The following is a 15,906-nucleotide window of genomic DNA, read 5'->3' as shown; positions in this document are numbered from 1 at the left end:
CGGACGGGGCGGCCTCCCGGCCCGTCGACTAGCGTCGAGGCATGACCAGCGACATCCCGGAAACCCCTGCCGCCCGTTCCGTCCCCCTCGCCGACGCCCTCGCGGCCGGCCCGGTCGTCCTCGACGGCGGCATGTCCAACCAGCTGGAGTCCGCCGGGCACGACCTGAGCGACGAGCTGTGGTCGGCGCGGCTGCTCGCCGAACGGCCCGAGGCGATCACCGAGGCGCATCTCGCGTACTACGAGGCGGGCGCGGACGTGGCGATCACGTCCAGCTACCAGGCCACCTTCGAGGGGTTCGCCAAGCGCGGGATCGGGCGGGAGAGGGCGGCCGAACTGCTCGCCCTCAGCGTCGAGTCGGCGCGGGACGCCACACGGCAGGCGGCGGCGAAGGGGGTTCGGCGGCCGCTGTACGTGGCGGCCTCGGTGGGGCCGTACGGCGCGATGCTCGCGGACGGCTCGGAGTACCGGGGGCGGTACGGGCTGAGCGTGGCCGAGCTGGAGGCCTTCCACCGGCCCCGCCTGGAGGTGCTGGCCGCCGCCGGGCCCGACGTCCTGGCGCTGGAGACGATCCCGGACAGCGATGAGGCCACGGCACTGCTGCGGGCGATCCGCGGCCTCGGCGTTCCCGCCTGGCTCTCCTACTCCGTCGCCGGTGACCGCACCCGGGCCGGCCAGCCGCTGGAGGAGGCCTTCGCCCTGGCCGCCGACGCGGACGAGGTCATCGCGGTCGGCGTCAACTGCTGCGTGCCCGGGGACGTGACCCCCGCGATCGGGACCGCCGCCCGGGTGACCGGCAAGCCGGTCGTCGTCTACCCCAACAGCGGGGAGTCCTGGAACGCGGAGACACGCAGCTGGGAGGGCCGCTCGACGTTCACCGCGGAGGAGGTCACGGAGTGGCGGACGTCGGGAGCGGGACTGATCGGCGGGTGCTGCCGGGTGGGGCCGGAGGCGATCTCGGGCATCGCGGGGGCGCTGCGCTAGCGTCGGCGCTGCGCCGGCGGGGGCCGTGCGCCTTCTCGCCATCGGGCTTCTGTTGTCTTGCGGGTGCGGCCCTCGTCGTGGTGCTCGCGCAGTTCCCCGCGCCCCCAGGGGTCCCTGGCCGGCTACGACGACATCCCCTTCGCCCGTGACCTGCACCCTGCGCTCACGACGGTCCATGTCCCCTACGAGGAGCTGGGACGCCTCGCCGTACGCACCGCGCTCGGCCGTACGGCGGAGGACCCCGCCGAGCACCTTCTGCTGGGCACCCATGTGGTGGTCCGGGACTCGGTCGCCGCGACCGGCACCTGAGACGGACGGTCCCGGGCCCCTCCCTCAGTGCCGCCGGGCCAGCCCCGAGCGCCGCAGTCGCCGTACCACCGACCGCAGTTCCGCCGTCCGGGCGGGCCAGCCCTCCGCCGGCTCCGACACGGGGGCCGTCTCCGGTGTCGTCATATCGGCCGTCCACACTGCGAAATCGCCGTCCCGAGGGCCGGACGCGATATAGGGGTCGCCCTTGCCGAAGACCTGGACCGGGTGGGTGGGGTCCCACGGCTGCCAGCCCGGGTCGCCGTCGGTGGCGAAGCGCACCCACGCGCCGTGCATGGCCTCGCCGAGCTCGGTCGGGGCGCCCTCGCCTGCGAGCTTGGCCGACTCCGGGGTGTCCCCGGTGTCGAAGACGAAACCCAGTTCGAGGGCGTGGCAGGCGCCCAGGTCCGGGAGGTTGGAGGGCCAGGCGAACTCGTAGACGTACGAGGTGCCCGGGCGGGCCTCGGCGAGGCGGTGCAGGGGGATGCGCAGCAGATGGTCGGTGACCATCTGGCCGACGAGGTCGGCGGTGCCGGCCTCGGGGTGCAGGGCACGGTAGCCGCGCACCACCTCGGAGCCGCAGTGGCAGCGGGCCATGGCACCGGCCAGGGCGACAGGGCCGAGCCGGTCGACGCGCTCCAGGAGCCCGCCGGGAACGACCCAGAGGCGGTACTCGTCGCTGGTCCAGCCCAGCATGAGGTCGACGTCCTTGCTCGTCTCCCCCTCGATCAGTGCCTCCAGGGGGTCGCGGGGCACGAGGTCGCCGTCGACCACGATCCCGAAGGCGGGGCCGCCGAGGACCGGACTGCTCAGCCTGCCCACCTCGGCCTGGGTGCGCAGCAGCAGGTCGCGGTCGACGTCGGCGAAGGCCGCGGCGGTGGCGGGGATCTTCAGCCGGGTGGCCATCCGGCGCACCATCCGCCGTACCTTGTCGCGGTCGCTCGCCTCGGGCGGGCCGCTCTGCAGGACCGCCCGCCGGAACAGGCCCTGGGCCTGCGGGGCTGCGAGCAGCGCGCCGATGCTGATCGCGCCGGCCGACTGCCCGGCCAGGGTGATGCGGCCGGGGTCGCCGCCGAAGGCCTCGATCGACTCGTGGACCCAGCGCAGGGCGGCGAGCTGGTCGCGGAGGCCGGGGTTGGCGGGGGTGTCGGGGAAGAGGCCGAAGCCCTCCACGCCGAGGCGGTAGTTGACGGAGACGAACACGACGCCGTCGCGGGCGAAGGCATGCCCGTCGTACACGGGCACCGCGGACGAACCCCGGGTCAGGGCACCGCCGTGGACCCACACCAGGACCGGGAGGCGGGCGCCGGGCCCTGGTTCCGGTGTCCACACGTTGAGGTTGAGGCAGTCGTCGCCCGGGACGACCGGGTCGGACAGGTACTGCGCGAAGGCGTCGGAGTACGGCGGTTTCGGCGCCGTCGGCCCGAAGGCTGCCGCGTCGCGGACGCCGTCCCAGGGCTCGGGGGGCTCCGGGGGCCGGAAGCGCCGGGGGCCGAAGGGGGGTGCCGCGTACGGGATGCCGCGGAACACGGCCACGCCCCGTTCGTACCGGCCGCGGACCGCTCCGTGCGGTGTCCGCGCCACGGGGTCCCCGTCGGGCGCCTTGGCCATGGGGTTCGCCTGGTCTGCCGTCATCCGCCCACCAGCCCTTCGCCGTACTCGTGCACCGGTATCACCAGAGCACCACAGTCGCGGCCGGTATTCCGGTGCACGAGCACGCTTGAGGGCTGTTTGGCGTACATCAGGGTGCCGAAGCCCAGCTGGTCGAAGCCGCCGCTGGTGGTGCCGTAGTCCCCGCCGCCGCCCTCGGGGGCGACCAGGTCGTAGTACATCTGCGCGATGTACTTGTCGTCGAGGTTGATCCGCCGGGACGGCTGGTACCACCTCGTCCTCGCCGAGGGCGGCACCGGTTTCGAGCACGGGGCGCTGATGGCCCGCAGCCGGGAGATCACCGGCCCGTACGAGCTGGACGCCCGGCCCCTGCTGACCTCACGGGACGACCCCTCGCTGCCGCTGCAGAAGGCGGGACACGGCGGACTGGTCCAACTTCCCGACGGAAGCTGGGTGTTGAGCCACCTAACGGCCCGCCCCCTACACACGCCGGACGGCCCGCGCTGCACGCTCGGCCGGGAGACGGCGATCCAGGCGGCGACGTGGGACGCGGAGGGTTGGCCGAGGATGCGGCACGGGGGTTCGCACCCGGAGGTCGAGGTCGAGGTGGCGACGCAGCCGGGGCGGACAGAGCAACTCCCTGCTGCCGGACATCCGTTGGGGAACGCTCCCGCTGCCGGGGATCCGTTGGGGAGCATCCCCGCTGCCGGAAATCCGTTGGGCTGGCCCTGGAGCAGTCTGCGTGCCGCTCCCGATCCGTCCTGGGCGGACATCGCTGCCCGACCCGGCTGGATCCGGCTGCGCGGACGGCACGGGCCCGAGTCGCGGTGGGCGCACAGTCTGCTCGCCCGGCGGATCACCGAGCACCGGGCGGAGGCCGAGGTCACCGTGGAGGCCCGGCCCCGTACGTACACGCAGGCCGCCGGCCTCGTGCTCTGATACGACAGCGAGTGTTCCCTGTCAAGTCGTGCGTGTTCAGGGGCTCGCGCCCGCTTGTCGGGCTCCTGAGGCGCACCCCGGGAGGCCCCTCATTAGCGTCCTAATCAGGCTCGGGGGACTCATGGGGTGAGGCCGTGACCGAACGCGTCGCGGAAATCCTGCGCTCACTCATGGCGGATGCAGTACCGAGCGGTTATCCTAACCTGGCGGTACGCTTAGTGGTCGATCACGCCGAGCGAGAGAAGGCCACTATGAGCACCCCTCGTGTCGACGGGCGCACACTGCGTTTCCAGCACCGGCGCCCGGAGCTGCTGGCCGCGGCGACCGAGTACATCCTCGAACACGGCGTGAGGGATCTTTCCCTTCGGCCGGTGGCCCAGGCCATCGGCGTCACCCACGCGACACTGCTGCGCCACTTCTCCTCCAAGGACGAGCTGATCATGGCCGTCCTGGAAAAGATCCGGACCGACCTGGCCACGCGGTTGTCCTCGGATCCGGAGCTGAGTGGGGCACCCTCGACGGCGGCGCTGGTGAAAGCCGTGTGGATCCGGCTGTGCGAGCCGCAGGAGCAGCGCCAGTTCCTGCTCCTCTTCGAACTCGTCGGTCACCACGGCTGGAAGCCCGGCAGGGACACTGACCTTGCGCAGTCGATCGTCCAGGGCTGGATCGACGTCCTGGTCGACCGTCTCACCCTGGACGGATGGCCGCGCGAGGACGCTCCCGCCCTGGCCACCCTCCTGCTCGCCCAGGTCCGGGGCCTCCAGCTCGATCTTCTCGTCTCCGGGGACCGCGCACGGGCCGACCGCGCCATCGACTTCGCCGTCCGCATGCTCGACCGCCCGGCCTGACCTGTCCTGCCCTTCGATACAAGCCCGATCATCGGCATCTGCCGTACATCCAGAACATGGCGACGGGCGTCGACCTGCTTCTTCGTGATCTCGCCAGAGAGCCCAGGCCACGGGCGGATCGACTGGCCGCCGAACTGACAGAGGTCTCTCGCAGCGAACTGCCCGACGTGTGGGAGTACGAGGATCTCGTCGCTCAGGAGCCGGCGACGACGACCGGACACATCACCGCCGTCCTCGACGTTCTCGAGCACGGCCTCGACCTGACCCAGGTCGGGCGCCGTCCCAGGCCATCGAGACTGCTCGCCGACTCGCCACCCACGGACTGCCGATCAGCGATCTGCTGCGCATCTACCGGCTCGGCCACGCCGCCCTGCTGCACGTCCTCTATGAACCGGTATTGCGTCTCACCAAGGGCCCCGAACCTGGTCCACGAGACGATGAACACCCTCACTCGCCTGGGCTTCGCCTACGTCGACCGCACGTCGGAGCAGGCTGTCACGGCGCACCAGGAGGAGCGCGACCGATGGCTGTAGCGACGACCTGCCGAAGGGCACCCTGCTGACCCCTTCCTGCAACATCGCTCTCCTCGTGTGGCGTGCACCGCTCGCCCAGCTCACCAAGAGCTGCGGCACGCGGCACAGCCTCGATGGGAAGGTGATCTGGGCGGAGCAGTCCATAGTCACGGAGGCGGCCACTCTCCGTTTCCGGCCTTCGCTGATCCCGTCGATCCGACCCAAGCTCTCCTAAGCCCAAATTGGACGTACCGATCGGTTGTGATAACCGATTGGTACTGCTAGTTTCTCGCGCATCGGTACCCAAGGCGTCCGTGTCGGTCGCTCACCGATTCCCCGCTCCCCTTCGCGGAAGGACGACGATGACCGATCTTCAGCCCAGGAGCATGGCCGAACTCGGCCTGTTCACCGGCGTGCCGCAGTACGAGAACTTCGCCCGCATCAAGGATCTGATGCCGACCCGGGCCATGCCCGCCTCCTTGGCTCCCTCCCCCTGGCCGCAGGGGGAGCCCGTCACCCTGCCGGAGTCCTACACGTTCGAGGGGGAGGTCCGAGCGACTGAGCGGTTCCTCGCGGACACCGACACCTCGGCACTTCTGGTCCTGACGGACGGCGCCGTGCGCTACGAGGGCTACTGGCTCACCGGGGGACCCGACGTCCAGTGGCTGTCGATGTCCGTGGCCAAGAGCTTCGTCTCGGCGCTCGTCGGCATCGCGGTCGACGAGGGCCACATCAAGAGCGTCGACGACGCGATCAGCGCCTATGTGCCCGTACGGCCCGGTTCCGCGTACGACGGCGTGTCCATCCGGCATGTCCTGCAGATGTCGTCCGGCGCGCGCTGGGTCGAGGACTACAGCGACCCGGAGTCCGACATCTTCCGGCTCGGGGCCGTCCTGTCCGGCGTCGGTACGCTCGACGACTTCGTCGCCAGCGCCGTCGGTGAGAGCGAGCCGGGCACCGTCTGCCGCTACAACTCCGGTGACACCCAGGCTCTGGGAGCACTGCTGGCCGCGGCGACGGGGCGACCGGTCTCCGAGTACATGTGGGAGAAGCTGTGCGAGCCTCTCGGGATGGAGTCCCCCGGCTACTGGGTCGCGGATTCCACCGGCACCGAGATGGCCTTCGCCGGACTCAACCTGACCGCACGCGACTTCGCCAGGATCGGCGAGCTGTACCGCAACGTCGGAGTGTGGCAGGGCAAGCAGATCGTCCCAGCCCAGTGGGTAGGCGACTCGGTGACCGTCGCGGCCGAACACCTTCAGCCCGGCAGGCCGTGGGTCGGTGGGCACACCTTCGATCTCGGCTACGGCTACCAGTGGTGGCTTCCGGACGGGGACCGCGGGGAGTTCAGCGCGATCGGCGTGTACAACCAGTTCGTCTACGTCGACCCGGCGAGCCGCACCACCATCGTGAAGCTGTCCGCCAACCCCAGGTACGGCGCCTCGGAGGAGGAGTCCGACAACCGCGAGAACGAGACCGTCGCTTTCTTGCGCGCGGTCGCCCGGGCCGGCGACTGAAGGTCGGCTGACGCATTTATTCGTGTGGGGAGACCGCCGTCCGGCGGTCTCCCCACACGAATGTCAGCTGAGCAACGGGGCAAGCCGGTGGGCGTGTTGCCGGAGCAGGGGCACCAGGTCGGCGCCCAGCTTCTGTATACGGTCGGGCGGGGCGCACACCGCCAGCCCCGCGACGAGCGCGCCGGTGGCGGGGTCATGGATGGGCACGGCGAGGCAGCCCCGGTCCGGGCGCAGCTCGCCGAGCTGGTGGGCGACCCCGTTGCCGTGGACAGCGATGAGTTCGCGTTCGAGGCGCTCGGCATCGGTGATGGTGTGCTCGGTGAGATGCGGCAGCTCCCGCAAGGGCACCCGCGCCTGAGTTGAACGCTGATCGGCCAGCAGGAGCTTGCCGAGTGCGGAGGCGTGCAGATGACGGGCCAGCACGGCCGCATCGGTGGGCGGGTGGTCCTGGTCGGGATCGGTGACCGTCAGGTGCCCGCCGGCGTAGGCGGCCAGATGGACGCCCCAGCGGACCTGTTGCCGCAGGTCCGTCACCACGGCACGAGCGGCGGTGCACGGTTGCGGGACGTAGGGAAGCGAAAGCCGGGCGGCGCGTCGGCCGAGGGCGAAGCCGCGCAGGTCCGGAAGGCGGACCAGGTACTCCTCGGCCACCAGCAGGTTCAGCAGCCGGTACGTGGTCGCGGGCGGCAGTCGCAGCGCCGTGGAGATCTCCTTCGCGGTGACTCCGGCGCCTGCGGTAACGACGTGTTCGAGCACGTGCAGCAGGCCGGCGGGCGTACTCATCTGCAATCGCTCTGCGAAGTGGCTTGCGGAAGCCGGGGGTCGAGGACGTCGGCCAGCGAGGTCTCGTCGTATACCCCGATGCCGTTGAGCTGTGCGGGGCGCCGTCGGCGCAGCCACACGTACCAGGCCAGGGCCGCCCCGGTGAGAGTCGCGAAGGCCAGGGTGGACGGGCCGCTGGGCGCCGAGGCGGCGAACGCGCCCAGCGCGAGCACCAGCACCGGTACGACCGCGAGGGCGCGGGCGACCGGTCCCGGGGTCGCCTCACCGATGGCGCGCAGGAAGAACGGCACGGCCAGGCAGACCAGAAGGTAGGCGATCAGACAGCCGACCGTGGACGCCTGGAGCAGCAGTTCCAGCACGCGCTCTGCCGGAATCCCGCAGGCCAGCATGGTCACGGGCAGCGCGGTGGCCACCGGAAGCGCCACCGCGACGGCGACATGGGGGGTGCGGTGGGATCGGTGGGTGCGGCACAGTGCGCGGGGCGCGATGCCTTCGGTGCCGAGCGAGAACAGTACCCGGGCGAGCGCGTTGGCCCCAGCGAGGGCGCAGGCGAGGAAGGAGCTCGCGATGCCGGCGTCCACCAGGGCCGCCATCCAGGGCAGTCGCTGCGCGGATGCGATGTCGCTGAGCGGCAGCAGACGGGCGCCGGCCGGCAGACTTACCTGGAACGCGGCCGCGCACACATGCATCAGGCCTACGACAGCCGCGGTCCACGTCACCGCACGCGGCACGTTCCGGAAGGGCCGTCGGGCCTCCACCCCGAGTGCCGCCGCGGACTCGAAGCCGATGAAGGCGGCGAGGGCGGGAAGTACCGCGGCGGCCACTCCCACGACGCCGCCGGGCGGTTGCCCTGACTGCGGGACATGGGGCGGCGGGCGGAAGTCGGTGCCGCCGAGCAGCAGGCCGTACACCGCGAGGATCAGGGCGATCGACACGCCCTCGACGAGCAGGATCAGCCGTGCGGACAGCCTGATGCCCTTGACGGCGCAGCCCGCGACGATTCCGCTCACCAGAACCGTCGCGACGCCCGTGGCCGGGCCCGCCAGGCCCGCCGGGCCGAACAGTGCGTGCAGATGAACCGCCGCTCCCGCGAGCCCCGCGGAGACCAGCAGCGTGTACCCGACCAGCAACGCGCAGGCACACGCGAACGCACCGGCGGGCCCCAGGCCCTTGGCGGCCAGGCTGTACAGGGAACCGGCGGCGGCCATCCGCCGGGTGAACTGGCCGATGCAGCCCGCGATCAGGAGCGCCACCACGGTGGCGATGACGAACGACCAGACGGTGCCCCCTCCGGCGGTGCTCGCGGCGATCGCCGGTGTGGCGGCCATCCCCGCGGTGGGGCCGGCGGCGGACACGGACTGGGCGAACACCTGTACCGGCCCCAGATTGCGACGGTCCAGGCCCGGCATGCGCGGGCCCGGACGCAGCGTCGGCGGGTCCGTCTGCATCGTCATGGGCGGCACCGTAAGCGGCCTTGGTGTTGCCGGACGTATCGAGAACGTGTCTCACATGTTTCTTCAGGTGAGAACGCGCGGGCCGGTTTTTCCCGACAGGAGTGACTGGCGTTTGACGGCATGGTGACGGCCGGGCAACCGCCCCGGCCGATGGTGTGCGCAGTCCCCATCTGGAGGTGCGATGTCCACCAGTTCCACCGATCGCGCGGCTCCCGCGCTGACCGGTTCCCTCGGCACGGGTTCGATCGTCTTCATGGTCGTCGCCGCAGCCGCCCCGCTCACCGTCGTCAGCGGCACGGTACCGCTCGGGATCGCGCTGGGCGACGGCGCCGCTTTCCCCGCCACCTTCGTGATCTGCTGCGCCGTCCTGATGCTGTTCGCCGTCGGCTACAGCGCCATGACGCCCCATGTGCCGCAGGCCGGCGCCTTCTACTCCTATGTGCGGCACGGCCTGGGCCGGGCGAACGGACGAGGTGCGGCGTACCTGGCCCTGGTCACCTACACCGCCGTACAACTGGCCGTGTACGGCTACATGGGCGCGGTCGCCGCCGACCTGGTGCGGCACTACGGGGGTCCCGCGCTTCCGTGGTGGCTGTGGTCGGGCGTCGCCCTGGCCGGCGTCGGGGTCCTCGGGTACCGGCACATCGACCTGAGCGGCAAAGTGCTCGGCGTGCTGCTGCTGTGCGAGGTGGGGATCGTCCTTGCCCTGGACGCGGTGGTCGTCGCGGACGGCGGTCCGTCGGGGCCGTCGACCGCGTTCCTCAAGCCGGAACAGATCGGCTCCGGCTCACTCGGGCTCGGGCTCGTCTTCGCCATCGCCAGCTATCTCGGCTTCGAGGCGACCGCGATCTTCCGTGACGAGGCCCGCGACCCCGACCGCACGATCCCGCGCGCCACCTACCTGTCCCTGCTGCTGATCGGCGGCTTCTACACCCTGTCGAGCTGGGCGCTGGTGTCGGCCTGGGGCGACGACCAGGCCGTACAGGCGGCCGGCAGCGACCCGGGCGGCATGCTGCTGACCACCATCGAACGCGACCTCGGCGGCACGGCCGCGGACGTAGCCCAAGTCCTGTTGCTGACCAGCCTGTTCGCCGCGGCACTGTCCTTCCACAACGTCCTCGCCCGCTACGGCTTCTCCCTGGGCACCTCGGGCGCGCTGCCCCGCCTGTTCGGCAGCCGCCACGCCCGGCACGGATCGCCGCACCTGGCCTCCCTGCTCCAGTCGGCCTGCGCCGCCGTCCTGGTCGCCGTCTGCGTCGCGGCCGGCATGGACCCGGTCGCCCAGGTCTTCGCCTGGCTCGCCGGCACGGCCACCCTCGGCATCCTGCTGCTGATGAGCCTGACCTGCCTGGCGGTCATCGTCCACTTCCGCCGCACCCGGCAGGATCGGCGCATCTGGCACACGCTCGCCGCACCCGGCCTGGGCCTGCTCGGGCTGGTCGGCTGCCTGGTCCTCGCCGTCGCCAACTTCCCTCTGCTCATCGGGGGTTCGACCGCGCTGGCGACGGTGCTGGGGCTGATGCCGCTGGCGGCCTTCGCCGCCGGCGTGCTCCTCTCCAGGCGCGAGAGGCCGTCGACGCGAGGCGCGTCCACCACGTCTCCCGTTCCCGAGACCGCCTGACCGCACGGCAGGCGCACCTCACACCCAGAGCCGACACCGACCCGTTCACCGCGATCCACGTGAGCGAAATATCCGTACCAATTGGTTGTCCTAACCGAATGGTACTGATACTTTCGCCGCGTCGGGTCCCGCTGCCCTCGGCAGCTCGATTTTCCAGCGAAGGAAGCAGCATGACCGACCTCGCCGTACCCACCGGAACGACGACGGCCCCCGAGTCCGTCAGCCACCCCCTGTCACTGCTGACCGCCGACGAGATCGACGCGGCACGGCTGGCAGCTGACCGCGCCGGGCTGGTCACGGACACCACGCGCTTCGTGTACGTCGGCCTGGACGAGGCCCCCAAGCACGAGGTCCTGGCCCACCGCGACGGTGATGCCGTACGCCGCCGCGTGAGCATGATCCTCATCGACCGGGCCACGGGCGTCGGTACGGTCGCGACCGCCGACGTCACCAGCGGCGAGATCGTCGAGGCACGGACGGTGGACGCCACCGGCGAGGGCCAGGCCCCCATCCTGGACGAGGAGTTCGACGACATCGAGGCCATGCTGCTGCGCAGCGAGGATTGGCTGAGCGCCCTGGACAAGCGTGGCATCGACCCGCACAAGGTCCGCGCCGTCCCGCTGTCGGCCGGTAACTTCGGGCACGACGACGAGACCGGCCGCCGGGTCTGCCGTGTGCTGGCCTTCCTCCAGCTCGACGAGGCCGACCTGCCGTGGGCCCACCCCGTCGACGGCGTCTGCGCGTACGTCGACCTCATCGCCGGCGAGGTCTTCAAGGTCGTCGACAGCGCCGACCTGGCCGTGCCCATGGAGCGCGGCGAGTGGAACGCCGCCCCGCACGCCTCACCGGAGCGCACCGACCTGAAGCCGCTGGAGATCACCCAGCCCGAGGGGCCGAGCTTCACCGTCGACGGCAACCTCATCACGTGGGCCGACTGGTCCTTCCGGTTCACCTTCGACGTCCGCGAAGGACTCGTCCTGCACCAGCTCGGCTTCCGCGACGGCGACGAGGTCCGACCGGTCGTCCACCGGGCCTCCATCCCCGAGATGGTCGTCCCCTACGGCGACCCCTCCCCGGCCCGCTACTGGATCAACTACTTCGACCAGGGCGAGTACATGTTCGCCCGCTACACCAACTCCCTCGAGCTGGGCTGCGACTGCCTGGGCGACATCACCTACTTCGACGCCACGATCAGTGACGAGAAGGGCCGCCCCCGCGTCATCAAGAACGCGATCTGCCTCCACGAGGAGGACTACGGCGTGCTGTGGAAGCACACCGACATGTTCAACGGCATGACGGAGACCCGCCGTTCGCGCCGTCTGGTGATCTCCTTCTTCCTCACCATCGGCAACTACGACTACGGCTTCTACTGGTCGCTCTACCTCGACGGCACCATCGAGCTGGAGGCCAAGGCCACCGGCGTGGTGTTCACCTCCGCCTACACCGGCCCCGACGGCTACGCCACCCAGATGGCCCCGGGCCTGGGCGCCCCCTTCCACCAGCACCTGTTCTGCGCCCGCCTCGACATGGCCGTCGACGGCCACCGCAACGCCGTCGACGAGGTCGACGCCGTCCCCGTCCCGGTCAGCGACACCAACCCCTACGGCAACGCCTTCCGCCAGTCCCGGACCCGTCTGACGTCCGAACTTGACGCTCGCCGCACCGCGGACAACCTGCGCTCCCGCACCTGGCTGGTCAGCAATCCCGACAAGCAGAACCGGCTCGGTGAGGACGTGGCGTACGCGCTGCACCCGGAAGGACAGCCGACGCTGCTGGCCGACCCGTCCAGCGTGATCGCCAGCCGTGGCGCGTTCGCGACCCGGCACCTATGGGTCAGCCAGTACGACCCCACGCAGAAGTGGCCGGCCGGTGAGATCGTCAACCAGAGCCCCGGCGGGGACGGCCTGGAAGCCTTCACCGCGGGCGATCGCCCGCTGGACGGCGAGGACGTGGTCCTGTGGCACACCTTCGGCCTCACCCACTTCCCGCGCCCGGAGGACTGGCCGGTCATGCCCGTCGACTACACCGGCTTCAAGCTCAAGCCCGTCGGCTTCTTCGACCGCAACCCCGCCCTCAACGCCCCGCGCAGCACGTCGTCGCACTGCGCGGAGAGCAAGCCCGACAGCTCCGACAACTCCTCGCACTGCCACGGGTCCTGACGCCATGCCGGCAACCACAAGGGCGTACGGGATCCCGCGCCGGGCGGCCACCGTGACCGCCGGCCTGTCCGCTCTCGTCCACGTCACCATGCTCACGCAGCACACCGGTGCTCTCGCCCTCGTCCTGCTGGTCCTGGCAATGGCCTGTCTGGGCTGTGCGGTCATGCTGCCGCGCTCGCCCGGGCGGCGGGAGTGGACGGTCATGGCCGTGCTCGGCGCCACTATGGTGATCGCCCACCTCGCGTGGCCGTCGTCCCGGCCCATGGCCGATCACATGAACGACATCCACGGGCAGGGCGGTGGCGACACCGCTATGCACCTCGCCCTCGTCCTGGCCGCCGCCGAGACGCTCCTCGCGCTGATCGGACTGCTCGTCCCGGTGCGGGCACGCTACGCAAGCCGCACGCGGGCGGGACACCTCACGCAAGAGCCGATCCACTGAACCCCGCGGCCCGGGTACCACCCCGGGCCGCCCCACACCCGGAAGGTGCGGTCATGCCGAATCTGGCGCACAACGTCGTGCTCGCCGCCGAGCGACACCCCCACCGCCCAGCCCTGCGGCTGGGCGACCGGACCTGGACCTACCGCGAGCTGGACGTCATGTCCGCCCGCGTCGCAGCGGCACTCACCGCCGACGGGCTGTGCCCCGGCGACCGTGTGGGCCTGATGCTGCCGAACGTGCCTTCCTTCGTTGTCCTCTATTACGGAATCCTGCGGGCCGGTGGTGTGGTCGTGTCGATCAACCCGCTGTTCAAGGCCCGTGAGGTGGAGTACTACCTCTCCGACTCCGGCGCCGGCCGCCTGTTCGCGGTGGACCAGGCCATGACGGAGGCCGAACCCGCCACGCGCGCCACGGGCACCCGGCTACTCCGTGTCGACCCAACCGACCTCACCACGCTGATGGGAGCGCATGAACCGCTGCCCACGGTGTGCGACCGCAGCGGTGACGCGACGGCAGCCATCTTCTACACGTCAGGCACCACCGGCCGCCCCAAGGGTGCCGAGCTCACCCACGACAATCTCATCCGCAACGTCGACGTCGTCACCCATCTCTTCGACCTCACCGAGCAGGATGTGGTGCTGGGCTGCCTGCCGCTGTTTCACATCTTCGGTCAGGGCTGTGCGATGAACACCGCCCTCCAGCAGGGTGCGTGCCTCGTACTGATCCCCCGCTTCGAACCGGCCTCCGTGCTGCGCGCCGTGGCCGAGCACGGGGCCGTCCGGGGGAGGCGGCCCCGTCGTCGGTGAGGTTGCGGGTCTCGAAGTACCGTCCGGCGCCTCGCTTGTGCTTCTCCAGCTCGACTCGGTAGATCCGCAGGCCGTCGATGCCGGCGTCCGGGGCCGCTTGCGGCACCTTCAACCGGTTGATCACCGACAGGTTCCAGCCGAGCTCGGCCATCAGCAGCACCCCCAGCGCGACCGTTTCCATCCGGGTCAAGAACAGCCGCTGCCAGGTGTGTTCGGGCCGCTCCCCGCCCAGCACCCGCGCATAGCGGGCGAGCACCCGGCCACGCTGGCGACGCACCCTGGTGTCGTGGGGCGCCTCACCGGTCCGGGCCAGACAGTCCAGCGCCTCACCCAGCAGCCATGTCTCGCTGCCGCGCGCGAACGTTCCCGACCGCCATTGGGCGAGGTGGCGGGCGTTGCCTGTGATCCGCAGATGCGCGGCACGGAACATGCGCCGCGCCGTGGTGACGAGTGCGTCGAACTCGGCCTCTTGGAAGGAGGCTTCCTTAGCCGTGGGCTGCAGGACGCGGCGGGCGAGCGCTTCCCGTGCCGCAGCGGACAGCCGCGGGTCGTCCAGCAGCAGCCCCCGCACGGTGGTGATCTGCCGGTAGCCGAACCGGGTGTTCTGGCGGCTGAGCCTCCACTGCTGCCACACCCCCGCGGTCAGCTGGTCGAGGTCGGCAACCGGTGCGTCCAGCGTGGCCAGGTACGCGGCAAACGCCTGCAAGGGCAGCCAGAAGTACCTGCTGCTGTGGTGGGAGGTTCACCGGCTCGGCACGCACCGCGCGGCGAACAGGCGGGCCAGCGACCGGCGCAAGGCGTCCTCGACCGGCAGAGTACCGAAGTCGTAGACCGCGACGGCTCCCGCTCGGTCTCGGTGCTCGACGACGAGGCCGTCGTCCATCAGAACCGGTGGTCTGCGCACCGGCGTTGTCGGCAATGGCGCCGTACGCCCGCGCCGGTTCATCCTGTCGTCCGCGGGGTGACCTGCAGCTTGGCGTCGATGTCCTGGATGCCCTCGGCCTCCCGTGCCAGACGCGCGAACACCTCATCCATCCCCTCTGCCGGCCGTTCCCCTTCGCCGAACGGGGGCGCGGTGGTCAGCAGCGACCGCAGCTGAAGGTCGGCGACCGGGGCCAGATACCGCTCGCGGGTCGTCTCAAGGAACGCATGACCCAACAGGTCCTGCACCATCCGCCACGGATCCCCGTACAGCAGCCGGTAGTCCCGCCGCTCCTCCGGGCTCAGACCGAACCGCCGGTCCAACAAGTGGTGCAGGATCACCAGCATGTAGAGGGCGAAGCTGTGCCGGCAGGAATGCGGCGTCGCATACGGCGCCCGGCTGCGATGCGGGTCCAGCCGATGCTCCGGCTCCGGATCCAGCACCGCCCGGCACCGCCGGTTCGCCGCCGTGAAGACGTTGTTCCACGAATGCGGCTGGAACGGCAGACCCATCTCATTCAGCCACAGCCACAACGGCTCCGGTCCCTCCGGGCCTTCGGTGTACCACGTCATCCGTTCGTCCGCGGTCGCCTCCGTCAGCGCGACGCGGCCCGTGACGCCTTGGTGGTCGCACCAGTACACCGTCGGCTTCGGTCCCCGGCTCACCCGGGTGACCAGCCGCATGCCCGGCACGCCGTCGTACCGGCCCCGCGCCTGGGCCTTGCGGATTGCCTCGGCGCGCGAGGAGTCGATGTAGTTCTCGATATCGCCCACCACATGAGCCTCGACGTAGTAGGTACGCGCCTTCTTGGAACGCGTGACCGCCGCCGCGAGGCGTCCCGTGTAGTAACGGCCGCCCTCCAGACGCAGTGACGGCACCTCGAACGTCAACAGGGAGGAGCCCTCCAACCGCCGCACCCCCGACGAGGTCAACAGGTGCACGAAGGCGACGTTGCGGTCCTCCAGGCGACCCACCCAGCCCGGCGCGGGAAGACCGTCAGTGC

Annotated in this window: 13 protein-coding genes and 3 pseudogenes; 10 read left to right on the top strand and 6 right to left on the bottom strand. The window is 70.8% G+C overall.

Annotated elements, in window-relative coordinates:
• The first annotated feature begins 41 nt into the window (after positions 1–41).
• Both mmuM and ACZ48Z_RS24635 read left to right on the top strand, forming a co-directional pair.
• Positions 42–983, top strand: coding sequence for a homocysteine S-methyltransferase (mmuM, locus tag ACZ48Z_RS24640; RefSeq protein WP_468738022.1), 942 nt, complete (start codon positions 42–44; stop codon positions 981–983).
• Between the two features lie 111 nt (positions 984–1,094).
• Positions 1,095–1,292 (top strand): annotated as a pseudogene (locus ACZ48Z_RS24635) (substrate-binding domain-containing protein); the annotation flags it as partial.
• A 24-nt stretch (positions 1,293–1,316) separates the two neighbouring features.
• Here ACZ48Z_RS24635 and ACZ48Z_RS24630 read toward each other — a convergent pair.
• On the bottom strand, positions 1,317–2,924 hold the full coding sequence (locus tag ACZ48Z_RS24630; protein ID WP_468738021.1) for a carboxylesterase/lipase family protein: 1,608 nt from the start codon (positions 2,922–2,924) through the stop codon (positions 1,317–1,319).
• A gap of 95 nt (positions 2,925–3,019) precedes the next feature.
• Positions 3,020–3,157: pseudogene (locus ACZ48Z_RS24625) on the bottom strand (alginate lyase family protein); the annotation flags it as partial.
• Between ACZ48Z_RS24625 and ACZ48Z_RS24620 the strand changes: the two are divergent.
• The 4 genes and pseudogenes from ACZ48Z_RS24620 to ACZ48Z_RS24605 form a co-directional block, all read left to right on the top strand.
• A pseudogene (locus tag ACZ48Z_RS24620) lies at positions 3,144–3,836 on the top strand (family 43 glycosylhydrolase); the annotation flags it as partial. The pseudogenes ACZ48Z_RS24625 and ACZ48Z_RS24620 overlap by 14 nt on opposite strands.
• 254 nt (positions 3,837–4,090) lie before the next feature.
• Positions 4,091–4,687, top strand: coding sequence for a TetR/AcrR family transcriptional regulator (locus tag ACZ48Z_RS24615; RefSeq protein ID WP_468738020.1), 597 nt, complete (start codon positions 4,091–4,093; stop codon positions 4,685–4,687).
• Positions 4,688–4,856: 169 nt separating this feature from the next.
• The gene (locus ACZ48Z_RS24610) at positions 4,857–5,249 is read left to right on the top strand and encodes an RsbRD N-terminal domain-containing protein (protein ID WP_466293579.1); all 393 of its coding nucleotides are present in this window, start codon (positions 4,857–4,859) and stop codon (positions 5,247–5,249) included.
• Positions 5,250–5,561: 312 nt separating this feature from the next.
• Positions 5,562–6,716 carry a serine hydrolase domain-containing protein gene (locus ACZ48Z_RS24605; RefSeq protein ID WP_468738019.1) on the top strand — a complete coding sequence of 385 codons (1,155 nt, stop codon included), beginning with the start codon at positions 5,562–5,564 and terminating at the stop codon, positions 6,714–6,716.
• Positions 6,717–6,779: 63 nt separating this feature from the next.
• Here ACZ48Z_RS24605 and ACZ48Z_RS24600 read toward each other — a convergent pair whose 3' ends face one another.
• Both ACZ48Z_RS24600 and ACZ48Z_RS24595 read right to left on the bottom strand, forming a co-directional pair.
• Complete coding sequence (locus ACZ48Z_RS24600; RefSeq protein ID WP_307671969.1) at positions 6,780–7,499, bottom strand: IclR family transcriptional regulator; 720 nt, start codon at positions 7,497–7,499, stop codon at positions 6,780–6,782.
• A complete protein-coding gene (locus tag ACZ48Z_RS24595; protein WP_466293577.1) occupies positions 7,496–8,953 on the bottom strand; it encodes an APC family permease in 1,458 nt (485 codons plus the stop codon). The genes ACZ48Z_RS24600 and ACZ48Z_RS24595 overlap by 4 nt, the downstream gene beginning before the upstream one ends.
• A gap of 181 nt (positions 8,954–9,134) precedes the next feature.
• Between ACZ48Z_RS24595 and ACZ48Z_RS24590 the strand changes: the two genes are divergently transcribed.
• From ACZ48Z_RS24590 to ACZ48Z_RS24575, 4 genes are all read left to right on the top strand, one after another.
• Positions 9,135–10,574, top strand: coding sequence for an APC family permease (locus ACZ48Z_RS24590; RefSeq protein WP_307671972.1), 1,440 nt, complete (start codon positions 9,135–9,137; stop codon positions 10,572–10,574).
• Positions 10,575–10,744: 170 nt separating this feature from the next.
• Positions 10,745–12,733 (top strand): primary-amine oxidase, encoded by a 1,989-nt coding sequence (locus ACZ48Z_RS24585; RefSeq protein ID WP_307671973.1) that lies wholly within the window; start codon positions 10,745–10,747, stop codon positions 12,731–12,733.
• Between the two features lie 4 nt (positions 12,734–12,737).
• Positions 12,738–13,175, top strand: a complete 438-nt coding sequence (locus tag ACZ48Z_RS24580; protein ID WP_307671974.1) for a hypothetical protein — start codon at positions 12,738–12,740, stop codon at positions 13,173–13,175.
• Positions 13,176–13,228: 53 nt separating this feature from the next.
• Entirely contained in the window at positions 13,229–13,981 is a 753-nt protein-coding gene (locus tag ACZ48Z_RS24575; protein WP_468738018.1) for an AMP-binding protein, read from the top strand.
• Between the two features lie 742 nt (positions 13,982–14,723).
• Here ACZ48Z_RS24575 and ACZ48Z_RS24570 read toward each other — a convergent pair.
• Together ACZ48Z_RS24570 and ACZ48Z_RS24565 are read right to left on the bottom strand one after the other, a co-directional pair.
• Positions 14,724–14,864 (bottom strand): hypothetical protein, encoded by a 141-nt coding sequence (locus tag ACZ48Z_RS24570; protein WP_468738017.1) that lies wholly within the window; start codon positions 14,862–14,864, stop codon positions 14,724–14,726.
• Positions 14,865–14,923: 59 nt separating this feature from the next.
• Complete coding sequence (locus ACZ48Z_RS24565; protein WP_468738016.1) at positions 14,924–15,877, bottom strand: hypothetical protein; 954 nt, start codon at positions 15,875–15,877, stop codon at positions 14,924–14,926.
• Positions 15,878–15,906: the final 29 nt, after the last annotated feature.

Source organism: Streptomyces sp. NPDC031225 (genome assembly GCF_055570355.1).
This window is presented reverse-complemented; position numbering and strand designations above follow the sequence as displayed.

Coding starts and splice junctions, on each gene's coding strand:
- ACZ48Z_RS24630 (WP_468738021.1), bottom strand. CDS start 2,924: ATGACGGCAGACCAGGCGAACCCCATGGCCAAGGCGCCCGACGGGGAC.
- ACZ48Z_RS24600 (WP_307671969.1), bottom strand. CDS start 7,499: ATGAGTACGCCCGCCGGCCTGCTGCACGTGCTCGAACACGTCGTTACC.
- ACZ48Z_RS24595 (WP_466293577.1), bottom strand. CDS start 8,953: ATGACGATGCAGACGGACCCGCCGACGCTGCGTCCGGGCCCGCGCATG.
- ACZ48Z_RS24580 (WP_307671974.1), top strand. CDS start 12,738: ATGCCGGCAACCACAAGGGCGTACGGGATCCCGCGCCGGGCGGCCACC.
- ACZ48Z_RS24615 (WP_468738020.1), top strand. CDS start 4,091: ATGAGCACCCCTCGTGTCGACGGGCGCACACTGCGTTTCCAGCACCGG.
- ACZ48Z_RS24590 (WP_307671972.1), top strand. CDS start 9,135: ATGTCCACCAGTTCCACCGATCGCGCGGCTCCCGCGCTGACCGGTTCC.
- ACZ48Z_RS24570 (WP_468738017.1), bottom strand. CDS start 14,864: ATGGACGACGGCCTCGTCGTCGAGCACCGAGACCGAGCGGGAGCCGTC.
- ACZ48Z_RS24575 (WP_468738018.1), top strand. CDS start 13,229: ATGCCGAATCTGGCGCACAACGTCGTGCTCGCCGCCGAGCGACACCCC.
- ACZ48Z_RS24585 (WP_307671973.1), top strand. CDS start 10,745: ATGACCGACCTCGCCGTACCCACCGGAACGACGACGGCCCCCGAGTCC.
- mmuM (WP_468738022.1), top strand. CDS start 42: ATGACCAGCGACATCCCGGAAACCCCTGCCGCCCGTTCCGTCCCCCTC.
- ACZ48Z_RS24605 (WP_468738019.1), top strand. CDS start 5,562: ATGACCGATCTTCAGCCCAGGAGCATGGCCGAACTCGGCCTGTTCACC.